The following is a 19,702-nucleotide window of genomic DNA, read 5'->3' as shown; positions in this document are numbered from 1 at the left end:
CCACTCTGCCACGGTGCAGGCCGCTATCCACTCCTCATGGAATCTCTTCCCTGTGCTTGTCACAGGGATCCAGCCGCCGTGCGCCCGCACGGCGAAAAGACTCCTTCATACCGATTGCCTGAGGCCCGATCTATGAGATCGTGAGATCGGCGGAATGTGCCCTGCATATCGCCCTTGCCATCAAGCATGGATAAGTTCGCGAAAACTCACATCTAACTAAGCAATTCCGTGCAGAAAACCGCTGCGCCCTTTTGCTGGAATCGCCCTAACCTCGGAACGTGTAGGTTTCGATCGACTGCGGTTTCATCTCGATCGAAAAGCCGGGCCGCGTCGGCGGCATATAAGCGGCATTCCTGATGATGCAGGGATCGACGAAATGTTCGTGCAGGTGGTCGACATATTCGATCACCCTGCCTTCCTTCGTTCCGGAAACGGCGATGTAGTCGACCATCGACAGGTGCTGAACATATTCGCAAAGCCCGACGCCGCCCGCATGCGGCCAGACCGGCTTGCCATATTTGGCGGCGATCAGGAGCACCGCGAGGACCTCGTTCAATCCGCCCATACGGCAGCTGTCGATCTGCACGATATCGATCGCGCCCTCGGCTATGAACTGCTTGAACATGATGCGGTTCTGGCACATCTCGCCGGTCGCCACCTTGATCGGGGCGATGGCCTCGCGGATCTTGCGATGGCCCGCGACGTCGTCAGGGCTGGTCGGTTCCTCGATGAAGAAGGGATTGGCGAAGGCCAGTGCCTTGACCCAGTCGATCGCCTGCCCGACGTCCCAGACCTGGTTGGCATCGATCATCAGAAAGCGATCTGGGCCGATCACTTCGCGGGCAATGGTTAGACGCCTGATGTCATCCTGGAGATCGCGTCCCACCTTCATCTTGATATGCCGGAAGCCGGCATCCACCGCCTCCTGGCAGAGGCGGCGAAGCTTTTCCTCGGGGTAGCCGAGCCACCCGGCGGAGGTGGTATAGCAGGCATAGCCCTCCCGCCGCAGGGTTTCGATGCGCTCGGCCTTGCCGGCTTCGGCACGCTTGAGGATGGTCACGGCCTCCTCGCGCGTCAGAACGTCCGTCAGGTATCGGAAATCGATGATGTCGGCGATTTCGTCTGCGGAGCGTTCGCAGACGAGCTGCCAGACCGGCTTTGCCTGCTGTTTGGCAAGCAGGTCCCAGAAAGCATTGACAACCGCGCCGGTCGCGAGGTGGATGACGCCCTTTTCCGGCCCGATCCATCGGAGCTGGCTGTCGCTTGTCAGATGTCGCCAGAACGCGCCCGGATTACGGCTGAACGTCTCGAGATCCTGACCAACCACCAGATGCCGCATCGCCTCGATCGCCATGCAGCAGATGTCATTGCCCCTGCCGATGGTGAAGGTGAGCCCGTGGCCGGAAAGACCGTCGCCGTCCGTGTCGAGGATGACATAGGCCGCGGAATAGTCCGGATCGGGGTTCATCGCGTCCGATCCGTCGAGGCTCTGGGACGTGGGGAAGCGCAGGTCAAAGACGCGAAGATCGGTTATGCGGGTCATGAGAACCTCCTGATGCATGTCGCGCAAAAGTGCACAGCGGTTTTGCGATAACGACCTGCATGAAAACAACTATCCAAAGCCAGCGGATCAGACGTCCTCGCGGGCGGTCTGACGCTGCGTGCCAAGGCCGTCGATGCCGAGTTCGATCACGTCGCCGGGCTTCAGAAAGCGCGGCGGCTTCATACCCATGCCGACGCCGGGAGGCGTACCGGTCGAAATGATGTCGCCAGGCTGAAGCGACATGAACTGCGACAGATAGGAGACAAGGAAGGCAGCGCCATAGACCATCGTCCTGGTCGAACCATCCTGCATGGTCTCGCCGTTCACCTTGAGCCAGAGCCGCAGGTTCTGGGGATCCGGCACTTCGTCCTTCGTTACCAGCCACGGGCCGGTCGGACCGAAGGTGTCGCACGATTTACCCTTGGTCCACTGGCCTGAGCGTTCGATCTGGAAAGCTCGCTCGCTCACATCGTGCACCGTGCAGTAGCCGGCTACGTAGTCCAGCGCCTCGGCCTCGCCGACATACTTCGCCTTGCGGCCGATCACCACGCCAAGCTCCACCTCCCAGTCGGTCTTTTGCGAGCCGCGCGGAATGAGCAGGTCGTCGTCGGGACCGACAATCGCCGAAGTGGCCTTCATGAAAATGATCGGTTCGGGCGGCACGGTAGCACCGGTCTCGGCGGCGTGATCGGAATAGTTTAGTCCGATGCAGATGAACTTGCCAGTCCCGGCGACGCAAGGCCCGAGCCGCGGCGTGCCTTCGACAAGCGGCAGGCTCGCGGGATCGATGGACGACAGCCGGGCGAGCGTGCCGGGGTCGATCGCTGTTCCGGCGACGTCGGAAATATGGCCGGAAAGATCACGGATGCGTCCATCTGCATCGAGGAGGCCGGGCTTTTCCCAGCCGGGAGCGCCGTAGCGAAGCAATTTCATGGCGAGAATTCCTTTCGTGGATCAGATGGTCCAGCCGCCGTCGATGGCATAGGCCTGACCGGTCGTATAGGTAGCACTGGCAAGGTAGACGGCGAGGTCGGCAATTTCTTCCGCCGTGCCGATGCGTCCAATCGGTTGGCGCGCAATGAAGGCGGCCCGGGTGGTCTCATAATCGCCCTGGGCGCGCAGGCGCTGCTGCAGTGAGGGACTTTCGACCGTACCGGGGCAGATGGCATTGCAGCGAATGCCCTGGGAGACGTAATCGGCGGCGACGGACTTGGTGAGGCCGATGACCGCCGCCTTGGTGACACCATAGGCGAAGCGGTTCGGTACGCCCTTCACGCTGGAGGCGACCGACGCCATGTTGATGATCGCGCCGTCCTTGCGCTCCAGCATACCGGGCAGCACGGCGCGGATGGTGCGGATCATCGCCTTGACGTTGAGGTCGAAGGCGAATTCCAGATCCTTGTCCGGCATGTCAAGGATTGTGCCGCCATGCACGACGCCGGCACAATTGAAGAGCACATGCACGCCACCGATTTCCGCCACCAGGGCCTTGACCGCGCCGTCGTCCAGAACGTCAAGCTTCCTGATGGTGATGCCAGGCTCGCCTGCGATTTCCGACAGCACATCCATGTTGATGTCTGTGGCGATCACCTTTGCGCCCGCCTTTGCGAAGGCGAGTGCCGACGCCCGGCCGATTCCCTGGGCCGCCGCAGTGATCAGAACCGTCTTGCCCGCCAGATTATCCGTCATGTCTCTTTCCTTACTTCTGTTTGCGCTCGACAAGCAGGATGTGATCCGCTGCCAGAACGACCTCGTTTCGCTGGTTGAGCACTTCGCACCGTTCGACGACGCGACCCATTTCCGGCCGTTTTGGATCATCCTCCTTGGACGAGATCGTCACGCGCGTGCGGATCGTGTCGCCGATATGCACGGGGCGGACAAAGCGCAGGCGATCATAGCCGTAGGAGAAGGCGACCGGGTTGATGAGCGAGGCGGTCAGGCCGACGCCGATCGAGAAGACCATGGTTCCATGCGCGATGCGCTGGCCGCCCGGCAGTGTCTTGGCGAATTCCGCATCCATGTGATGCGGAAAGAAGTCCCCCGTATGCCCGGCATGCACGACGAAATCCGTCTCCGTGATCGTGCGGCCGGTCGTCGTGCGCACATGTCCGAGCTCATAGTCCTCGTAATGGATGGTTAGTTCGGCCATGCCTCATGCCTCCGGTTTCTTCGCAAGCGGCGTCGCCGGCCGGGCGCTGGATTCGTAGGCCGCCTCGACGAGCGCCATTGTGTGCCAGGCGTCCTCGACAGAACCTATGAGCTCGCTGTCTTCGCCGGCGGCAAAACGCTGCAGGTTCGCCATGCGGTTTTCGAAGGCATCCGGAAACCAGGTTCCCTCGAGCGACACCGCCATCCAGTCCTTGCCTCCGTCAGGGTGGATCCAGAGTTCGTCCGGCTCGCCGCACGGATAGTCGAGATTGACCCCGAGCTTCACATAGGCTGCTCCCCTGGTGCCGCAGATGCGAAACTCGCAGGCCTGGAATTTCCTGCCGAAATCATGGTCGTGATTGACGGAAAGCACGCAACGCACCCTGGGTCCATAGTCGAGGATCGCGGCTGTGCGCGTCTGCGCGACCTCATGGTTGGGATGGCCGAGCGTCCTGGCGTGCACGCCTTGCGGATCGCCGAGCATGCCGCGGATGAAATCGAGGTAGTGGATCGAATGCATGGCGATCTCGATGCGCGGCAGTCCCTTGAGGAACGGCCAGAGCCCCCAGGGTGTGGCGAGCGCGAGCCATGCGTCGAAATCGACGATCTCTCCGAGCAGGCCCTTCGCTACGGCATCCTGGAGCGCCAGCATCATCGGTGCGAAGCGGAGCTGGAAGTTGACGGCTGCCTTGATATCGCGTTCGCGGCAGATGCCAAGAATTTCGGTGGCGCCGGAAAGATCGCTTCCCATCGGCTTCTGGATCAGCGCGAAACTGCCCTTGGGCAGTGTGCGCAGGATTGAAGCATGGGCGGCGGGCGGCGTTGCAAGGTCGAAGATCGCGCCGTCGACGGCAAGGGCCTCCTCCGGGGATGTGAAGGCGCGGATGCCCCAGGCGCTGGCGAGCGCCTCGGCCTTCCCGCGATCAGGATCGTACAGCCCGGCAACCGGAAAGCCGGCCTTTCGGTATGCGGGCAGATGCGCATCCCCGACGATCGACCCGGCGCCGAAGATGACGATCGGGCGCGGCTTCGACGGCTTCGGCCACCATTGCCGTAGGGATTTAGGATCGAAAGCCTCAGTCAAGATGGAATACCTCCTCCATCATCGCCCACCATTCGCCATCCTTGCGCGTATCGAGCGGTTTCTGGCAGGGCATGCAGACGGACCACCACTCCTGGTTCTTCGGATTGGCTGCCATCCTGGCCATGTCGGCCTCGAAATCGCTGCCCACATATTCCCAGTAGCCGAACAGCAGATTTTCCGGCTCCTTGAGGAAGATCGAGTAGTTGGTGATGTTGCACTCGCTGATCAGCGCCAGGATCTCCGGCCAGACGGCCGCGTGCAAAGCCTTGTACTCGGCAACCTTGTCTGCTTCCAGGCCGATGACCATGCCCATTCGCTGCATCGTCGTGCTCCTTAGGACCTGAGAATCTCGGTGGTGAACTCGTCGATGCTGCGCGCCCTGACGGCGTCCCAGTCCCACGAAATACCGATGCCGGGTTCGGACGGCGCCACCGCCCGGCCGTCGCGGATTTCCATACCCTTGGTCGTCAGGTCGTCGAGCTGCGGAATGTATTCGACGTATCTGCCGTTCTGGATGGCGCAGACGAGGCTGACATGCAACTCCATCAGGAAGTGCGGGCAGACCGGTATGTCGAAGCTCTCCGCCGCATGCGCCACCTTGAGCCAAGGGGTGATGCCGCCGATGCGTGCCACGTCGACCTGAACGATGGAGCACGCGCCCTTTTGCATGTATTCGCGGAAATGGCGGATCGAATACATGGATTCGCCAACGGCGATCGGCGTCGGAGTGGAACGCGTCAGGCGGATATGGCCGTCGAGATCGTCGGCCGGCAGCGGCTCCTCGATCCAGGCAAGGTCGAGCTCGCGCAGCCCTGCTGCGCGGCGGATCGCTTCGTCGACTGAAAAACCCTGATTGCAGTCCGTCATGATCTCGAAACCGTCGCCGAGCGCCTTGCGCATCGCCGCGAGCCGATCGTAGTCCTGCGAGCCGTGCGGCTTGCCGATCTTGACCTTGGAGCCCGCAAACCCCTTGGCCTTTGCGGCCAATGCATCCTCGACCAGCGCCTCCTTCTCGATGTGCAGCCATCCGCCTTCCGTGGTGTAGAGCGGGCAGCTTTCTCGGGCGCCGCCGGCGAGCTTCCAGAGCGGCAGCTTCTGCTTCTTGGCGCGCAGGTCCCAGAGGGCGGTGTCCACGGCGGCAAGCGCCAGCGCGGTGATCGCGCCGATCGTCGTTGCATGTGTGGCGAACTCTATCCTATGCCAGATCGCTTCGATGCAATCGGCGTCCTCCCCGATCAGGAGCGGTGCAAGGTGGTCGGAAAGCAGCCGCATCACGGAAGAGCCGCCCGTTCCGATCGTATAGGAATAGCCGGTGCCGATCGCGCCGTCGGCGTCCGTAATCGTGACGATCGGCGTCTCTTGGCTGACGAAGCTCTGGATGGCGTCGGTCCGCTTCACCTTCGGCGGCAGATCCACCATCCGCAATTCGATTTTCTCGATTTTCGCCATATCAGATGTCCAAGGTCCTGCCGGTCTCGACGTCGAAGAGATGCGCCTTCGAAAGATCGAGGCTCATGCGCACCTTTGCGCTTGAAGAAAGCGGTCGCGGATTGAGCATGCGGGAAACCCAGTCGCGGCCATTGAACTGGACGAACACCAGCGTCTCGTTACCAAGCGGTTCAGTGATCGAAACGGCAAGCTCGGTCTCAAAGACGGCGCTAGCGTCTCCGGCGTGCAGGCCGTGGCCAGTCGGGTAGAGATCGTCGGGACGCAGACCGAAGGTTACCTTCTGCCCTTCCTTCAGCCGAGTGGAGAAACGCGGCGGAACCGGCAGGCGAGCGCCGGAGGAGAGGACGAGATCGCGGCCCGCGACGACGGCATCCGCCATGTTCATCGGCGGTGATCCGATGAAGCCCGCGACGAACTTGGTCGCCGGTTTGCTGAACACCTCCTCGGGCGTGCCCACCTGCTCGATGTGGCCGTCACGCATGATGACGATGCGGTCGGAGAGCGTCATCGCCTCGACCTGATCGTGGGTAACATAGATCATCGTGGCCTGCATGCGCGCATGAAGCTTCTTGATCTCGGTGCGGACCTGGGTCCTTAGCTTTGCGTCGAGGTTGGACAGAGGTTCGTCGAATAGAAACACGTCCGGCTGGCGGACGATCGCGCGGCCCATCGCGACGCGCTGGCGCTGGCCGCCGGAAAGCTGCGAGGGTCGCCGCTCGAGCAGGTGGCTCAGGTCGAGGATTGCCGCCGCCTCGGCCACACGGGTCTTGATCTCGTCGGCGGAACGTCCGGCGATCTTCAGCGAGAAGCCCATGTTCTCCGCAACCGTCATATGCGGATAGAGCGCATAGGACTGGAAAACCATGGAAATATTGCGCGCGCGGGGCGGCAGATCGTTTACCACGTTGCCGCCGATCTCGATTGCGCCGCCGCTCACGTCTTCGAGGCCCGCGATCATGCGCAGCGTCGTCGACTTGCCGCAACCGGACGGCCCGACGAGTGCGATGAACTCGCGATCCTTTACCTCCAGATCGATGCCATGGACGACGTCAAGGGCGCCGTAGCGTTTGACGAGATTCTTGAGCGTGACAGGAGCCATGAACTATCCTTTGACCGCGCCGAAGGTGAGGCCGGAGACAAGGTGTTTTTGAATGATGAAGGTGAGCGTCAGCGCCGGGATGATCATGACGACCGCCAGCGCGCACATGCCTCGCCAGTCGATGGTGAACTCGGCGGTGTAGTCGAGCAGGCCGACCGGCAGGGTCTTGGAGTTGACCGAGCGGGTGATCTGCGAGGCCAGCGCATATTCGTTCCAGGAGGTGAGAAAGGCGAAGATGCCGGCGGACGCGATGCCGGGACCCGCCAGAGGGAACTCCACCTGCCAGAAGGCCTGCCATGGCGTGCACCCGTCAATCTGGGCCGCCTCTGCAAGATCTTTCGGCACCTGCCGGAAGAAGCCGTCGATGAGCCAGATGGTGAAGGGTACGTTCAGCGCCACATAGGTGAGGATCAGCGAAAAATGCGTGTCGATCATCCCGGCGCGCGCATAGATCATGAAGAGCGGCAGCGACAGTGCGATGCCGGGTACCGCCCGCGTCAGCATGAAGCCGAGGAAGATTGCCGACTTGGCCTTGAACCGATAGCGCGCAAAGGCGTAGCCGCCAGCCGTGCCGATCGCCAACGCGATGACCGTGGAGGTGACGGAAATGATCAGCGAATTTCGGAAATAGTCCCAAACGGGCACGCCTCCCTCTCCAGCCCCGGAGAACATGGCGCGGTAGGCGTCGAGCGAGATGCTTTGGGGGATCCAGATTGGCGGCTTGGCCATGATCTCCACCGTCGGCCGCAGCGACGACAGCACGATCCAGAGGCCTGGGAGGCAGATGATCGCCATCGCCAGGAAAAGGCCGATCAGGTGGGCGGCCTTCAGCAGCCGGCGGCGCAACCGATGGGACGCGTTGATATCCTTCACCATTCTGCTCCAATCTGCTGGCGGGCCGCCGCAAGCTTTCTGAAGAAATAGACGGTGAACAGGATCGACAGCAGGATCGCGACATAGGCCATGGCGTTTGCCATACCCATGCGGGCGTCGCTATAGGCCGTGCGTCCGATGAGCGTCCAGAGGAGTTCGGTGCGCTTGGCAGGACCGCCGTCGGTCATGATCCTGACGATGTCGTAGGCCCGCGCGACGTCGAGCGAGCGGATTGTCATGGCGATGAAGGCGAACGGCATCAGATAGGGCCATGTGACGTAGCGGAATGTCTGCCACGGGGAGCAGCCGTCCACATGGGCGGCCTCCACCGGATCCTTCGGCATGGCGAGCAGACCCGCCAGAATGAGAATTGCAAAGACGGCGGTCGACGACCAGATTTCCGCGATCAGGATTGCGATGAGTGCGAGGTTTCCGTCGATCAGCCAGGGGATCGCCTGATCGGTGATGCCAAGGGATTGCAGCGCGTTGTTGACGAAGCCGATGTTGTCGTTGAACAGGAACTTGAACTGGAAGCCCACCAGAACCGGTGAAAACATCATCGGAAACATCATCGTGGTGCGCAGCAGCCGTTGCCCCTTCGTCGCCTTGTTGACGAGAAGGGCAAGGCCGAGGCCGAGTGCCATCTCCGCATTGAGTGCGATCGTCAGCACCAGCACGGTGCGGCCGAAGGCGATCCAGAATTCCTGGTTGGTCAGCACGCTCACATAGTTGCGAAAGCCGATGAAGACGAAAAGCGATTCCGGCTTGGTCAGCCGGAAGGGGGTGAAACTGGAATAGAGCGAGAAAAGAAGCGGCAGGACGATGACGATCGCAAGGACGATGAAGGCAGGCGTTAGCAGCAGGGCCGGCGCCGAAAGTCTCGATATCTTCATCAAAGGTCTTCTCGCAAATCCATAAAGACGTGAGGGCGGCAGCCGCGCGCTTCGTGGCGCCGCCCTTCAATGCGCTGTTCAGAGCTTGCCGGCATCTTCGAGGATTGCCGTTGCCTTTTCGGCTGCTTCGTCGAGGGCCTCCTTGGAGGTCTTGTCGCCCAGGATGGCTGCCTGAAGTTCCGGATAGACCGCGTTGGAAATCTCGATCCATTCCGGCGTCTGCGGCACGGGGAAGGCGTATTTCGACGCTTCCTGGAAGGCCTTCAGGACCTCGGTCTTGTAGGCGTCGCCCTCGGCAGCCTTGATGTTGTAGTCCCAGACGGCGGTGCGCGTCGGCAGCGGCCCGGCCGCCGATTCGAGCTTCTGGCTGTCCTCGTTGGTCAGCCACCAGACGAGCGAGGCTGCCGCCTCCTTGTTGGCGCAGCTTTCCGTCACCGAGAAGCCGTGATGTCCCGACCAGCCGGTGCGCTTGCCGGAGGAACCGGCGGGCTGCACCTTGACCCCGACATTGCCGGCGATCTTGGAGGATGCCGGATCGTTGAAGAAGCTCGCCCAGCCGGGCCAGTCGAGATTGACGGCAATCGAGCCGGAGGCAAAACCCTGGCCGAGATCGTCCCACAGGTAGTTGGTCGTGCCCGGCGGTACCGCCTTGGCCTTGTAGAGGTTGACGAACCAGTCGAGCGCACGCACTCCGGCCTCGGAATTGAAGGCCGGACGACCATCCTTGTCGAGATATTCGCCACCTTCGGCGATCAGCATCTCATAGAAGCGGCCGTTGATCGCCTCTTCCTTGCCGGCGAACTGCGTGCCGTAGAAATTCGGCGGGGAGGAGAAGAACTGTGCCTGGTCGGAGACCTGCTGCCAGGTGTCCGGCGGCGCGAGGTCATAGCCGTATTTCTGCTTGAAGGCGGCCTTCTTGGCGTCGTCCTGATAGAGGCTCTTCTGATAGTAGAGCGCCGAGACGTCGAACTGCGCACGTGGCAGCATGACCAGCTTGCCGTCGAGCGTCGAGGCCTTGATGACGGAGGGCACGAAGGCGCTGATCTCTTCGGCCGGTATGAGCTTGGAGAGATCCGTATAGATGTCCGGATACTGCGGGGCGAAGGACGAATGGTTCGAGCCGACGCACCAGTTGAGACCGCCGGTGGCGATATCCGACTTGATCTCCTTGTCGAGTTCGAAGTGGTTCTTCTTGGAGAGGATGTTGACCTTGGCGCCGGTCGCCTTCTCCCATTCGCCGATCCGCTGGTAGAGCTTTTCGTACTGCTGACCGCCGATCAGCTTGGCGTCGATGGTGACGCCCTCGAATTTACCGGGCAACTCGGCTGCGGTTGCCGTTCCCAGCGCTCCCGTCAATGCAATCACGCCGGCAGACACACCGGAAAGCAGCCTTTTCATGGAACCTCCTCCTGGCTGGCCGCACATCTCCTTGGTGCGGCGTATTCTCACTTGTGAGAAATTGATTTATATACAAACAACATTTCCGCCGACCGTCAAGCGAGAAGTTCCTTTGAACTGAAAGAAATATTCGTATATGCATGCAATTATTCACGGAGAACCAATGGCCATGGAAAATGACGAGTCCGATCGCTATCGCGCCCCGGCGCTGGACAAGGGGCTCGACATCCTGGAACTGCTGGCCAGCGTCGACGGAGGCCTGACGCAGGCGGAAATTTCAAAGAAACTCAACCGCAGCCCGAATGAGTTCTACCGCATGCTGGACCGTCTGGTGCGGCGCGGCTACGTGACGCGCATCGACGGCGACCGCTACGCGCTGACGCTCAAGCTTTTCGGCCTCGCCCAGCTTCACCCGCCCGTGCGGCGTCTCGTTTCCTATGCGACGCCGCTGATGCGCGACCTTGCGCAGGACTCCAAACAGGCCAATCAGCTCGCCGTCTTCGATCGTGGCTCGGCGGTGGTCGTCGCCCAGCAGGAAGCCCCCGATTACTGGGGAATATCCATCCGCGTCGGCTCGCATATCAGCCTGTTCGACACCGGTTCGGGACATGTCCTGCTTGCTTTCCGCTCGCCGGAAGAGCGTGAGATGATGATCTCCGAACATGTGCGCAACCGCATGGATGTTTCACTCGGTCCCGACTTCTACTCGCGGCTCGATAACATCCGAGAGCGCGGCTATGAAATGATGGCGAGCGCCCAGACCGCGGGGGTCTACAATCTCTCTGCTCCCGTGCTCGGCCCGGATGGGCGCGGGATCGCGGCGCTGACCGTGCCTTACATCACGCTGGTCAACAATCCGACCGCCCCCGACATCACGAAGACGATCTCGTTGCTGGTCGAGACAGCCCGTCAACTTTCGTTGCTGGCGGGATCGGATATCTCTCCCGCCCAGGAATGAATGAGGCTCTTTATCGGCCGCAGCTTCCGTTTGGAGTCGCATCCGCATCAATAAACTCGTATATGAAGAGGCAATTCTTTTGTGAAGTGCCAACAGTGTCCGGGAGGAGCAACATCATGATCGTCGACACTCACCTGCATCTCATCGACAAATCGCGGCTGAGCTATCCGTGGCTTTCGTCGGTCCCGGCGCTTGATCGTGATTTTCTCTATGAGACCTATGCCCGGGAGGCACGCCGGACCGGCATCTCCATGGCCTTGCATATGGAAGTGGATGTCGAGCCTTCGCAGATCGAAAAGGAGACCGCTGAAGTTGCGACGCTCAAGAACCGGCGGGACAGCCTTATCGTCGGCGCGATCGCTTCCTGCCGCCCTGAAGAAACGGATTTTCCAGCCTACCTGGAAAGGCAGCTGAAGAACACGGTCGTCAAGGGCTTTCGCCGTGTTCTGCATGTCGTTCCAGACAGCTTGTCGGAAGATCGGCTTTTCCGCGAGAACATCAGACGGCTTGGCGGTACCGGCCTGACCTTCGATCTCTGCGTCCTGCCGCACCAGATTCCAAAGGCCATGGCCCTTGCCGATCTGGCACCCGATGTCCGCTTCGTCCTCGATCACTGCGGAGTTCCGGATATCCGCGGACAGAGCGAGCACCCCTGGCGCGAGCACATGACCGAAATTGCCCGGCGTCCGAACGTCACCGCCAAGATCTCGGGTGTGGTCGCCTATGCCGATTCCGACAAGTGGGACGTCCAGACCCTGCGGCCTTATGTCGAACATACGATCGCAGTCTTCGGTTGGGATCGTGTCGTCTGGGGCAGCGATTGGCCGGTCTGCACGCTCGGAGGCGGCCTGTCCACATGGGTGGCGGCAACTCAAGCTTTGATTGCCGGAGCAAGCATCGATGAGCGGACGAAACTGCTTTCCGGCAATGCCACGCGTCTCTGGTCCCTCTGACCGATCCACGAGGTCGGTCTCGAGGATCTTTCACAAGCTCTGTGCTGATCGGTGAGGTGGAGATTTCCGTGAGGGAGCCCACAGGGCAATCCTGCCAATCCACGATCTCATTGTGGGTTGTCTAGCACCGCTATCGCCACATCCTCCCCCTTTCCTGTGCTTGTCACAGGAATCCAGCAGCGCCGTGTCCACGGCGCGGGAGACTCGCCTTTTCGCGATGACGGCAGATCTCTTTGCCTGATTCCACCATAACGGCCTGCGAGCAAGTCGAGCAGTTGACAGGAGTCATTTCGCCGTGCCGACGCACGGCGGCTGGATTCCTGTGACAGGCACAGGAATGAGGTTGGGGAGGCTTTCGCGCCAAACAACTGCCTGCGGAATACCGGAGACTTGGTCCAGGTTCTGCCGTTTCCAAGATTTCAGGCGGTAATTGGAGTACGGGCCGCTGTTCACCTCTCATAACTGACTTGGTCAGGGAGATTGGGGAAGCGTCCGCGCGAGACAACTCGGACAACCTCCTAGTCGGAGAAACTTGCGAGGAAAAGCCGGTTCAGCTCGGCGACCATTTTCTTGCCGTCCGTTCCTGCCCGCAATCCGTCATTGAGGCAGTCGGATCCCTGTTGCTGGAAGGCCATGTAGCCGTCGTGTCGCGGCCTGACCCAGGCGGCCTGGAGCGTCGCGCGCGTGGCGCGGTAGAAATCGGCTGTGGCTGCGTTGACCGCCGCGTCTTCCCAGGCCTGACCATGGCCCGGCTGCCCGCCGGCAGCAGCGTAAGTTGCGCGCTGCACGTCGCCACTCGCGATCCAGTAGGCGAAATCGATCGCCTCAGCAATTGCCTCCGAGTAGGCAGAGACGGCAATCCCGGTGCCTCCGAGCGCAGAACCTGCTGGCCCGAGATTACCGGCAGCGGCAATATCCGTGAAATGGATGGTTTTCGGCCTGAAGCCCGCCATCGAGTAGCTCACATAGCCGTAGATAAGCGGTGAGCAGGCGATCTTCGTTCCGTCTCCGGACATCCGCTCGAAGACAGCGATCGGGTCCATGCTGAAGCAGGCTGGATCGATGAGGGCGACGAGCTCGCGGATCATGTCAATGACGCGCGCACCGACGTCAGCATCCACCAGATCACCCTTGCCATCGCTGCGGCACGGGGCGCCGAGATTGGCCGCAAGCGTGTAGAACGTCATCAGCGAGTGCGGTGGCCGCATCGGAACGAGCACCTTGCCCTGTCGGGCAAGGCTCAACACATCGGTCCATCGTGACGGCGCTTCTGGAATGAGGTCCGGGCGGAAGGCCTGCACCTGCGTTGCCGCATCGATCGGGAACGCCCACTGGCGTCCCTGCCATTTATAGGATTGATAAGAGCTGCCGACGCTGGCGTTGCGAAGTTCCTGCCGCGCTGTTTCCCGACCCGGCACGTCAAGTGGCGCCAGACACCCTTCCTTGGTGATCTGTCCCACATGCGGATGGTCGATCACGATGAGATCGTAGGTTTTCGCCAGTTCCTCGACCGGATAGGTTTCGAAATCCTGCAGCGATCGCTTTTCCCAGACCACGGCGACGCCGGTTTTCTCCGCCCAGATGCGGGAACAGGCGACCATCGGGTCATAGCCGCGTGAATGATTCCAGGTCATGCCCTTCAATGTGACGCTCACAGCCCAAACTCCTTTCGAATGGAAGCGCTATGCTCGCCCACACGAGGCGCAGCGCGATCGAATTTCGGGCGGATGCCGTTCACCCGCAGTGGCGAGCGCGTGGTGTGAATGGTGACATCGTCATCGCGGGTCACGGTCTGCAGCATGTCGAGGATGGAGAAACCCTTGCTCTCCAAAAGCTCGTTCCAGTCCAATACCTTGGCGCACCAGATGTCGGCCGGTTCGAGGATGGCGAGCCATTCATCAACCGTGCCAATTGCGATCCGCGTCGCAATAAGGGCTTTAATGGTATCGCGGCACGTGAACCAGGAGGCGGGATCGTCCCGGTAGACATCAAGTTCCGGCATCGCCAACAGATCGGCAAGCCTTGAGATCGGCGTCATCGCGATGGCGAGGTAACCATCCTTGGCGGGATAGACGCCGTAGGGCGCTGCGAGATAGGCATGTGCGCTGCGGAAGTCCGCGCGCTTCGGCAGCCGACGTCCGTCGTTGAGATAGGTCGTCAGGACTTCGAACTGGAAGTCGATGAGAACTTCCAGAAGGCTTGTTTCAACGAGGCCGCCCTTTCCGGTGATGCCGCGCCGCACCAGGGCGGCCAGGATACCTTGGGCCAGAGCGGCTCCCGCCAGCATGTCGCCGATCGCCAGGCCGAACGGGACCGGTCCCTGACTTTCGTCGCCATTCAGCCACATGACGCCGGAACGTGATTGGGCCAGCAGATCCTGCCCCGGCCGCTTGACCCAGGGCCCTTCCTCTCCGTAACCGCTGATCGAACCATAGACGATGCGCGGATTGAGATTGCGGACGGTTTCGTCGTCGAGCCCGAGCCGCTCCATGACACCGGGCCGGAAGTTCTGGATCATCACATCGGCCTTGGCGAGCAGCGATTTCAGGACTGTCATGTCGGCTTCGTTCTTCATGTCAATCGCCAGGCTCTGCTTGCCGCGGTTGATGGCATGGAAGATGGTCGAGTCACCACCGATCTCGGTGTCGCTCAGATAGAGCCGGCGAGACAGATCCCCGCCGTCCGGACGCTCGACCTTGATGACCCGAGCCCCTAGATCCTGCAGGCGCAGCGAACAGTAGGGGCCGGACAGGAACTGACTCATATCCACGACGACAAGGCCGTCCAGCGGCAGAACATTTTCTTCCGACATTCCTTATTTCTCTGTCACTTCTCTGTCTGGCCGACAAAATCGGCGGGATTTCTGTATTTGACGGTCTGGAGATGCTCGCAGTAGAGCACCAGCTCGCCCTCGTTCTTGAAGACCTCGTAGCTCGCCCTGATCAGGCCGAGATCGCGGTAGCGCGGCTTCTTTTCCAGATTGGTGCGGATCGTGTAGATAGTATCACCAATGAAGACAGGCTTTATGAATCGCAGCCGATCGTAGCCGTAGGAAAAGGCATTGATGCAATTGGTGGCGACGAGGCCGAGGCCCGCGGAGAAGACGAAAGCCCCCGCCACCAGCCGCTGACCGAAGACACCTTCTTTCTCGGCGAACATCCGGTCCTGGACGTAGGGGTGGATATCTGTCACCAAGGTATTGAAAAGATGACTATCTCCCTTGCCAATCGTTCGGCGCAGAGAGCGGATCTTCTGCCCGATCGGCCAATCCTCATAAAACCAGTTTTCCGCATTCCAGACCGGTAGCTGCGCGTGATCCTCAGGCATGTCCTGCGGATATGTCGATGACACGCCGACTGTTACGGCAAATTGCTGGGTTTGCTCCACCATGCTTCAGAGATGCTCCTCCCTAGGCTATCTCAAATCAAATCTTCTTATCTGAAGATATTATTCATTTATAAGTTAACTTGGCAAGGCTGAATCCGCATCTCTTTTCGTTAAGAGCTGTGGTTGAAAGGAAGGAAGCGGATGCCGGATCGCTTCCGCAAGCGCTAAGCTGGCCCGACAAGGCCGGATCTGCAGCCACTCGTCGTGCGGTCTGCGACGCCCGCGATAATGGGGGCTGCAAGTCAAAGATACGCGGCGGCAGCGGCTACCTGACGCGACCGGCTGTGCCGGAACGATGCGGGCAGTCGGATGCGGATTGTGCTTGTTACCGAAAGGCTTGGAGCCTTGATGTTCGGACAGCGACCTTCACAAGAACGTAGCGAGGCGGGTCTCTATGCCTTCTGGCAATAGGGGGCAGTGCCGCCGCCGTCGCCCGTCTGGAAGTCGCCCGGCTGCGGCGGCGCGATCGGCTTGAACAACGTGCGATCCGGCTTGAGGTCGATGAGCGGAGTGCCGTCAAGGCAGTCAAGTCCGCGAACGAGCAGGGTCGCGCCTTCCACCGCTTCAAGCTTGGCGATTGCCGTGCCGATCGGATTGGGCCTGACCGGTGAGCGTAGCGAGAAGGTGCCGTGCACCTTGCCATTGCTGGCCGGACTCTGGAGCACGAGATCGCGGCGCGCGCGGTCGAGCCAATAGAGAACTTCCAGCCTCTCGAAGACCTCGACACCCTGCAGGGCCCGCACCCAGGGTTCGAAAATCTCGATGCGGCAAATCGGGCCGTCATGTCGGCCCTGCCGCGGCGTTTCGAGCCGTGACGTCCATGGTGTCGAAATGCGACCTATGAAGACGAGACCGGCATCGGTCGCCTCGGGCGCGTCGATCGCCACCTCGTTTTCGCGGATTTCATTCTCCCGGACCATGGCTTTTACCTTTCTCAACAGGGAAATGGTCAAGACGTGGAGCGCAGAGGCGAGCCGCACTGCCCGCGACCGAACCGATCACCACATCGATATCGTAAAGCTGCTTCAAGGCTTCGGGTGTCATGACCTCTTCCGGCGATCCGAGCGCGACAAGACGCGCCTCATGAAGCAGGGCGACGCGGCGAGCGACAAGAAAAGCATGATCCGGATTGTGCGTCGAAAGGATGACGGACAGGCCTTGCTCGGCCAATTTGCGGATATGCGAGAGAACGCGCATCTGGTTGCCGTAGTCGAGGTTGGCCGTCGGCTCATCCATGACGAGGATGGCGGGCTCCTGCGCCAAGGCCCGGGCGATCAGCGCCATCTGGCGCTCGCCGCCGCTGATTTCCGTATAGGGTCGGTTGGCGAGATGCGCCATGCCCAGTCCGGCCAATGCCCTGACGGCGATTTCCATGTCGTGCCGTCCGGGCGTCGCGAAGGGAGCAAGCCGCGCGGCGCACCCCATCAGCACGACATCGCGGACCGAAAAGGGAAAGAGGGCGGCATGGGCCTGCGGCACATATGCGATCCGTTCGGCCCGCTCGCGGCGCGACCAGCCTGAAAGCGGCCTGCCATCGAGATTGATTTCGCCTGCCATCGAGGGCAGCAGGCCAAGGACGGTTTTGAAGAGCGTCGTCTTGCCGACGCCGTTCGGGCCGAAAAGAGCGAGGACCTCGCCCGCCGCCAGCGACAAGGTGACGTTCCGTCCCACCGCGACGCTGCCATAACCGAAGGAGAGATCGCGGACATCGAGCTTCATTGCCAGCCTCTCCTGCCCGAGGCGAGCAGCCACAGGAAAAAAGGTGCGCCGACAGCGGCCGTCAGGATACCGAGGGGCACCTCGATCAGGGCGATGCTGCGCGCCAGCATGTCGACGATTAGCAGATAGGCGCCTCCGAACATCATGGAGGCCGGCAGAAGCTTGCGAAAATCCGGCCCGACGATCATGCGCGCAACATGCGGAATGACGAGGCCGATCCATCCTATGATGCCGGTGATGGAGACCGAGGCCGCGGTGATCAGGGTGGCTGCGGCAATCAGAACGGTGCGGGTCCTGTGGGTGTCGATGCCCATCGTCTGGGCCTCCTCGTCGCCGAGGGTCATGACGTTCATGCGCCAGCGCAGCAGCACCAGCGGTATGAAGCCGATGATGAGTGCAGGAAGGATCGAAAGCACATCGAAGCGGGTAACGGCTGTCAGGCTGCCGAGCAGCCAATAGGTGATCGCCGGCAACTGATCATAGGGATCGGCAAGGATCTTGATGAGCGAAATGCCGGCGGCCACGAGCGCGCCGACCGCAACACCGGCGAGTACGAGCGTCAGCACCGGATCCCGATTGCGCACGGCGGCGCCGACAGCATAGACGGCAGCGACAGCCGCAAGGCCGCCGGCGAAACCCATGAACTGGATGATCGCGACAGGCAGGGACAGGAAAATGCCGAGGACCGCGCCCAGGCTCGCCCCAGCCGAAACGCCGAGGATATCGGGCGAGACGAGGGGGTTGCGGAAGAGGCCCTGATAGGTGGCGCCGGCGGCCGCCAGTCCCGCGCCGACGCAGAGCCCGGCCGCAACACGCGGCAACCGGACATTCCAGAGGACCGTCGAGAGGATTGGGTCGGTCTGGCTGCCGGAAAGTGCTGCCCGCGCCGCCTCGAAAATCTGCACCGGCCCGGCGCCGTATTTTCCGACCATCATCGAAATCAGGCACAAAAGCAACAGGCCGGCCATGCCAAGCCATAGCCAGCCATTACGCGATGTCGTCTCCATGACGACAGTCTCCTCGCTGGTCATCATTTCGGGGTTGTGTCGATGCCTTTCAGCAATGTCGCCAACTGTTCGTCCGTCAGATCGACCTGGTAGAACAATTTATAGAAGTCACGGACCTCGCCGGAAAGATCCGCCGTGAAAACCTGCGGATAGAGCAGCTTTTCAAGCCAGGCGATCCCGATCATCCTGTTGATGCCGGGCGGAGAATCGAACCAGCCGAAGGGCAGGTTCGGCGTGACGAAGATGCGGCCGTTCTTGACTGCCTGCACATTCGCCCAGAGCGGGTCGCTCTTGACGGCGGCGGCGAACTTGCCGTTCTCGGCAAGGATGGTGTCCGGGTTCCAGGAAAGGACCTGCTCCAGCGACACCTGTGTCAGGCCGCCCTTTCCTGCGGCTGCGGCAACGTTCGTGGCGCCTGCGGCCTCGAAGATTTCGAGATTGATGGAGCCGGAAAGTCCGGTTTCGAGGCCTTCCGGCCCGCGGCCATAATAGACATGTGGACGCTTGTCGGCCGGAATGGCGGCAAGCTTTTCGTTCAGGTCCTTGATCACGCCATCCGCGTGGTCGGCGAGCGCCTTTGCCCGGTCGCCGACGCCGAGTATGTCTCCGGCGACGCGCAAGGTGTCGCCGGTCTTGGCGAAGCTGCCGTCAATCAGCACATAGGGAATGCCGGTCTGGCTCTGCACCTTGTCGGCAAGCGAGCTATAGGTCGCATCCACTGTGCCGACATCGATGATGATATCGGGCTTGGCTGCGAGCACAGCCTCCATATTGGCCGTACCGCCCTTGCCGGTGAGCCGGCCGTATGTCGGAAGGTCGCGGACGGAAGGCATGAGATATACCTTTTCCGCCTCGCTTGGCGCGCGCACCCAGCCGGTCAGCTTGTCGGGCGCCAGCACGTAGGTCAGGACCGCGGCCGGTGGGCCGGCGGCAAGGACGCGCGTGACCTTGTCGGGGATCTCGACCTTCCTGCCGGCGGCATCGGTGATCGAGCGCGCCTGAGCGATGGTGGGCAGAATACCAAAGAAAGCGAATATGATTGCGATGGCAAATTTATTCATAGGGATGACCTGCCACGATCGAGAAAAGCATTGAACGGACGGCACTATGGCATAGCGATATATTCAATGGAATATGTCCCATGCGAAAACTGCGCCTCGTGCGACAACGGTTCGCCACGACCGGCCCTGA

Annotated in this window: 20 protein-coding genes; 2 read left to right on the top strand and 18 right to left on the bottom strand. The window is 61.2% G+C overall.

The features are described 5' to 3' along the window. Positions 1-265 precede the first annotated feature (265 nt). From AAE029_RS34895 to AAE029_RS34845, 11 genes are all read right to left on the bottom strand, one after another. Positions 266-1,543, bottom strand: coding sequence for an L-fuconate dehydratase (locus tag AAE029_RS34895; RefSeq protein ID WP_371077520.1), 1,278 nt, complete (start codon positions 1,541-1,543; stop codon positions 266-268). Positions 1,544-1,630: 87 nt separating this feature from the next. Continuing rightward, entirely contained in the window at positions 1,631-2,476 is an 846-nt protein-coding gene (locus AAE029_RS34890; protein ID WP_371077519.1) for a fumarylacetoacetate hydrolase family protein, read from the bottom strand. Between the two features lie 21 nt (positions 2,477-2,497). Beyond that, positions 2,498-3,232 carry an SDR family oxidoreductase gene (locus AAE029_RS34885; protein ID WP_371077518.1) on the bottom strand — a complete coding sequence of 245 codons (735 nt, stop codon included), beginning with the start codon at positions 3,230-3,232 and terminating at the stop codon, positions 2,498-2,500. Between the two features lie 10 nt (positions 3,233-3,242). Then, positions 3,243-3,692, bottom strand: coding sequence for a MaoC family dehydratase (locus AAE029_RS34880; protein ID WP_371077517.1), 450 nt, complete (start codon positions 3,690-3,692; stop codon positions 3,243-3,245). Between the two features lie 3 nt (positions 3,693-3,695). Beyond that, positions 3,696-4,775 carry a Gfo/Idh/MocA family protein gene (locus AAE029_RS34875; protein ID WP_371077516.1) on the bottom strand — a complete coding sequence of 360 codons (1,080 nt, stop codon included), beginning with the start codon at positions 4,773-4,775 and terminating at the stop codon, positions 3,696-3,698. Then, a complete protein-coding gene (locus AAE029_RS34870) occupies positions 4,768-5,097 on the bottom strand; it encodes an L-rhamnose mutarotase (protein WP_371077515.1) in 330 nt (109 codons plus the stop codon). Before AAE029_RS34870 ends, AAE029_RS34875 begins: the two co-directional genes overlap by 8 nt. A gap of 11 nt (positions 5,098-5,108) precedes the next feature. Next, positions 5,109-6,224, bottom strand: coding sequence for a mandelate racemase/muconate lactonizing enzyme family protein (locus tag AAE029_RS34865; RefSeq protein WP_371077514.1), 1,116 nt, complete (start codon positions 6,222-6,224; stop codon positions 5,109-5,111). Position 6,225: 1 nt separating this feature from the next. Then, complete coding sequence (locus AAE029_RS34860) at positions 6,226-7,323, bottom strand: ABC transporter ATP-binding protein (protein WP_371077513.1); 1,098 nt, start codon at positions 7,321-7,323, stop codon at positions 6,226-6,228. Between the two features lie 3 nt (positions 7,324-7,326). Next, complete coding sequence (locus AAE029_RS34855; RefSeq protein WP_371077512.1) at positions 7,327-8,199, bottom strand: carbohydrate ABC transporter permease; 873 nt, start codon at positions 8,197-8,199, stop codon at positions 7,327-7,329. Next, complete coding sequence (locus AAE029_RS34850; RefSeq protein ID WP_371077511.1) at positions 8,193-9,089, bottom strand: carbohydrate ABC transporter permease; 897 nt, start codon at positions 9,087-9,089, stop codon at positions 8,193-8,195. Before AAE029_RS34850 ends, AAE029_RS34855 begins: the two co-directional genes overlap by 7 nt. 78 nt (positions 9,090-9,167) lie before the next feature. Continuing rightward, positions 9,168-10,487, bottom strand: a complete 1,320-nt coding sequence (locus tag AAE029_RS34845) for a sugar ABC transporter substrate-binding protein (protein WP_371077510.1) — start codon at positions 10,485-10,487, stop codon at positions 9,168-9,170. Between the two features lie 169 nt (positions 10,488-10,656). On the opposite strand from AAE029_RS34845, the gene AAE029_RS34840 reads away from it, so the two are divergent. Further along, the gene (locus AAE029_RS34840; RefSeq protein WP_371077522.1) at positions 10,657-11,445 is read left to right on the top strand and encodes an IclR family transcriptional regulator; all 789 of its coding nucleotides are present in this window, start codon (positions 10,657-10,659) and stop codon (positions 11,443-11,445) included. 116 nt (positions 11,446-11,561) lie between these two features. Then, complete coding sequence (locus AAE029_RS34835; RefSeq protein ID WP_371077509.1) at positions 11,562-12,398, top strand: amidohydrolase; 837 nt, start codon at positions 11,562-11,564, stop codon at positions 12,396-12,398. Between the two features lie 518 nt (positions 12,399-12,916). On the opposite strand, the gene AAE029_RS34830 is transcribed toward AAE029_RS34835, so the two are convergent. The 7 genes from AAE029_RS34830 to AAE029_RS34800 form a co-directional block, all read right to left on the bottom strand. Next, a complete protein-coding gene (locus AAE029_RS34830) occupies positions 12,917-14,053 on the bottom strand; it encodes an extracellular solute-binding protein (protein WP_371077508.1) in 1,137 nt (378 codons plus the stop codon). Next, entirely contained in the window at positions 14,050-15,210 is a 1,161-nt protein-coding gene (locus AAE029_RS34825) for a CaiB/BaiF CoA transferase family protein (protein ID WP_371077507.1), read from the bottom strand. Before AAE029_RS34825 ends, AAE029_RS34830 begins: the two co-directional genes overlap by 4 nt. 14 nt (positions 15,211-15,224) lie before the next feature. Then, complete coding sequence (locus tag AAE029_RS34820) at positions 15,225-15,788, bottom strand: MaoC family dehydratase (protein WP_371077506.1); 564 nt, start codon at positions 15,786-15,788, stop codon at positions 15,225-15,227. Between the two features lie 389 nt (positions 15,789-16,177). Further along, positions 16,178-16,705, bottom strand: coding sequence for a tRNA (N6-threonylcarbamoyladenosine(37)-N6)-methyltransferase TrmO (tsaA, locus tag AAE029_RS34815; protein WP_371077505.1), 528 nt, complete (start codon positions 16,703-16,705; stop codon positions 16,178-16,180). Continuing rightward, positions 16,689-17,504: an ABC transporter ATP-binding protein gene (locus AAE029_RS34810; protein ID WP_371077504.1), complete on the bottom strand. Its 816-nt coding sequence runs from the start codon at positions 17,502-17,504 to the stop codon at positions 16,689-16,691. Before AAE029_RS34810 ends, tsaA begins: the two co-directional genes overlap by 17 nt. After that, entirely contained in the window at positions 17,501-18,511 is a 1,011-nt protein-coding gene (locus AAE029_RS34805; protein WP_371077503.1) for a FecCD family ABC transporter permease, read from the bottom strand. The genes AAE029_RS34810 and AAE029_RS34805 overlap by 4 nt, the downstream gene beginning before the upstream one ends. A 23-nt stretch (positions 18,512-18,534) precedes the next feature. After that, entirely contained in the window at positions 18,535-19,572 is a 1,038-nt protein-coding gene (locus tag AAE029_RS34800; protein ID WP_371077502.1) for an iron ABC transporter substrate-binding protein, read from the bottom strand. Positions 19,573-19,702: the final 130 nt, after the last annotated feature.

It is taken from the genome of Sinorhizobium sp. CB7, from assembly GCF_041357635.1.
In the GTDB taxonomy this organism is placed as follows: Bacteria; Pseudomonadota; Alphaproteobacteria; order Rhizobiales; family Rhizobiaceae; genus Rhizobium.
Note: the sequence above shows the minus strand (reverse complement) of the source record. Positions and strands in the feature narration are given on the sequence as shown.

Coding starts and splice junctions, on each gene's coding strand:
- AAE029_RS34865 (WP_371077514.1), bottom strand. CDS start 6,224: ATGGCGAAAATCGAGAAAATCGAATTGCGGATGGTGGATCTGCCGCCG.
- AAE029_RS34855 (WP_371077512.1), bottom strand. CDS start 8,199: ATGGTGAAGGATATCAACGCGTCCCATCGGTTGCGCCGCCGGCTGCTG.
- AAE029_RS34810 (WP_371077504.1), bottom strand. CDS start 17,504: ATGAAGCTCGATGTCCGCGATCTCTCCTTCGGTTATGGCAGCGTCGCG.
- AAE029_RS34870 (WP_371077515.1), bottom strand. CDS start 5,097: ATGCAGCGAATGGGCATGGTCATCGGCCTGGAAGCAGACAAGGTTGCC.
- AAE029_RS34805 (WP_371077503.1), bottom strand. CDS start 18,511: ATGGAGACGACATCGCGTAATGGCTGGCTATGGCTTGGCATGGCCGGC.
- AAE029_RS34820 (WP_371077506.1), bottom strand. CDS start 15,788: ATGGTGGAGCAAACCCAGCAATTTGCCGTAACAGTCGGCGTGTCATCG.
- AAE029_RS34890 (WP_371077519.1), bottom strand. CDS start 2,476: ATGAAATTGCTTCGCTACGGCGCTCCCGGCTGGGAAAAGCCCGGCCTC.
- tsaA (WP_371077505.1), bottom strand. CDS start 16,705: ATGGTCCGGGAGAATGAAATCCGCGAAAACGAGGTGGCGATCGACGCG.
- AAE029_RS34845 (WP_371077510.1), bottom strand. CDS start 10,487: ATGAAAAGGCTGCTTTCCGGTGTGTCTGCCGGCGTGATTGCATTGACG.
- AAE029_RS34800 (WP_371077502.1), bottom strand. CDS start 19,572: ATGAATAAATTTGCCATCGCAATCATATTCGCTTTCTTTGGTATTCTG.
- AAE029_RS34850 (WP_371077511.1), bottom strand. CDS start 9,089: ATGAAGATATCGAGACTTTCGGCGCCGGCCCTGCTGCTAACGCCTGCC.
- AAE029_RS34895 (WP_371077520.1), bottom strand. CDS start 1,543: ATGACCCGCATAACCGATCTTCGCGTCTTTGACCTGCGCTTCCCCACG.
- AAE029_RS34880 (WP_371077517.1), bottom strand. CDS start 3,692: ATGGCCGAACTAACCATCCATTACGAGGACTATGAGCTCGGACATGTG.
- AAE029_RS34860 (WP_371077513.1), bottom strand. CDS start 7,323: ATGGCTCCTGTCACGCTCAAGAATCTCGTCAAACGCTACGGCGCCCTT.
- AAE029_RS34835 (WP_371077509.1), top strand. CDS start 11,562: ATGATCGTCGACACTCACCTGCATCTCATCGACAAATCGCGGCTGAGC.
- AAE029_RS34840 (WP_371077522.1), top strand. CDS start 10,657: ATGGAAAATGACGAGTCCGATCGCTATCGCGCCCCGGCGCTGGACAAG.
- AAE029_RS34825 (WP_371077507.1), bottom strand. CDS start 15,210: ATGTCGGAAGAAAATGTTCTGCCGCTGGACGGCCTTGTCGTCGTGGAT.
- AAE029_RS34885 (WP_371077518.1), bottom strand. CDS start 3,232: ATGACGGATAATCTGGCGGGCAAGACGGTTCTGATCACTGCGGCGGCC.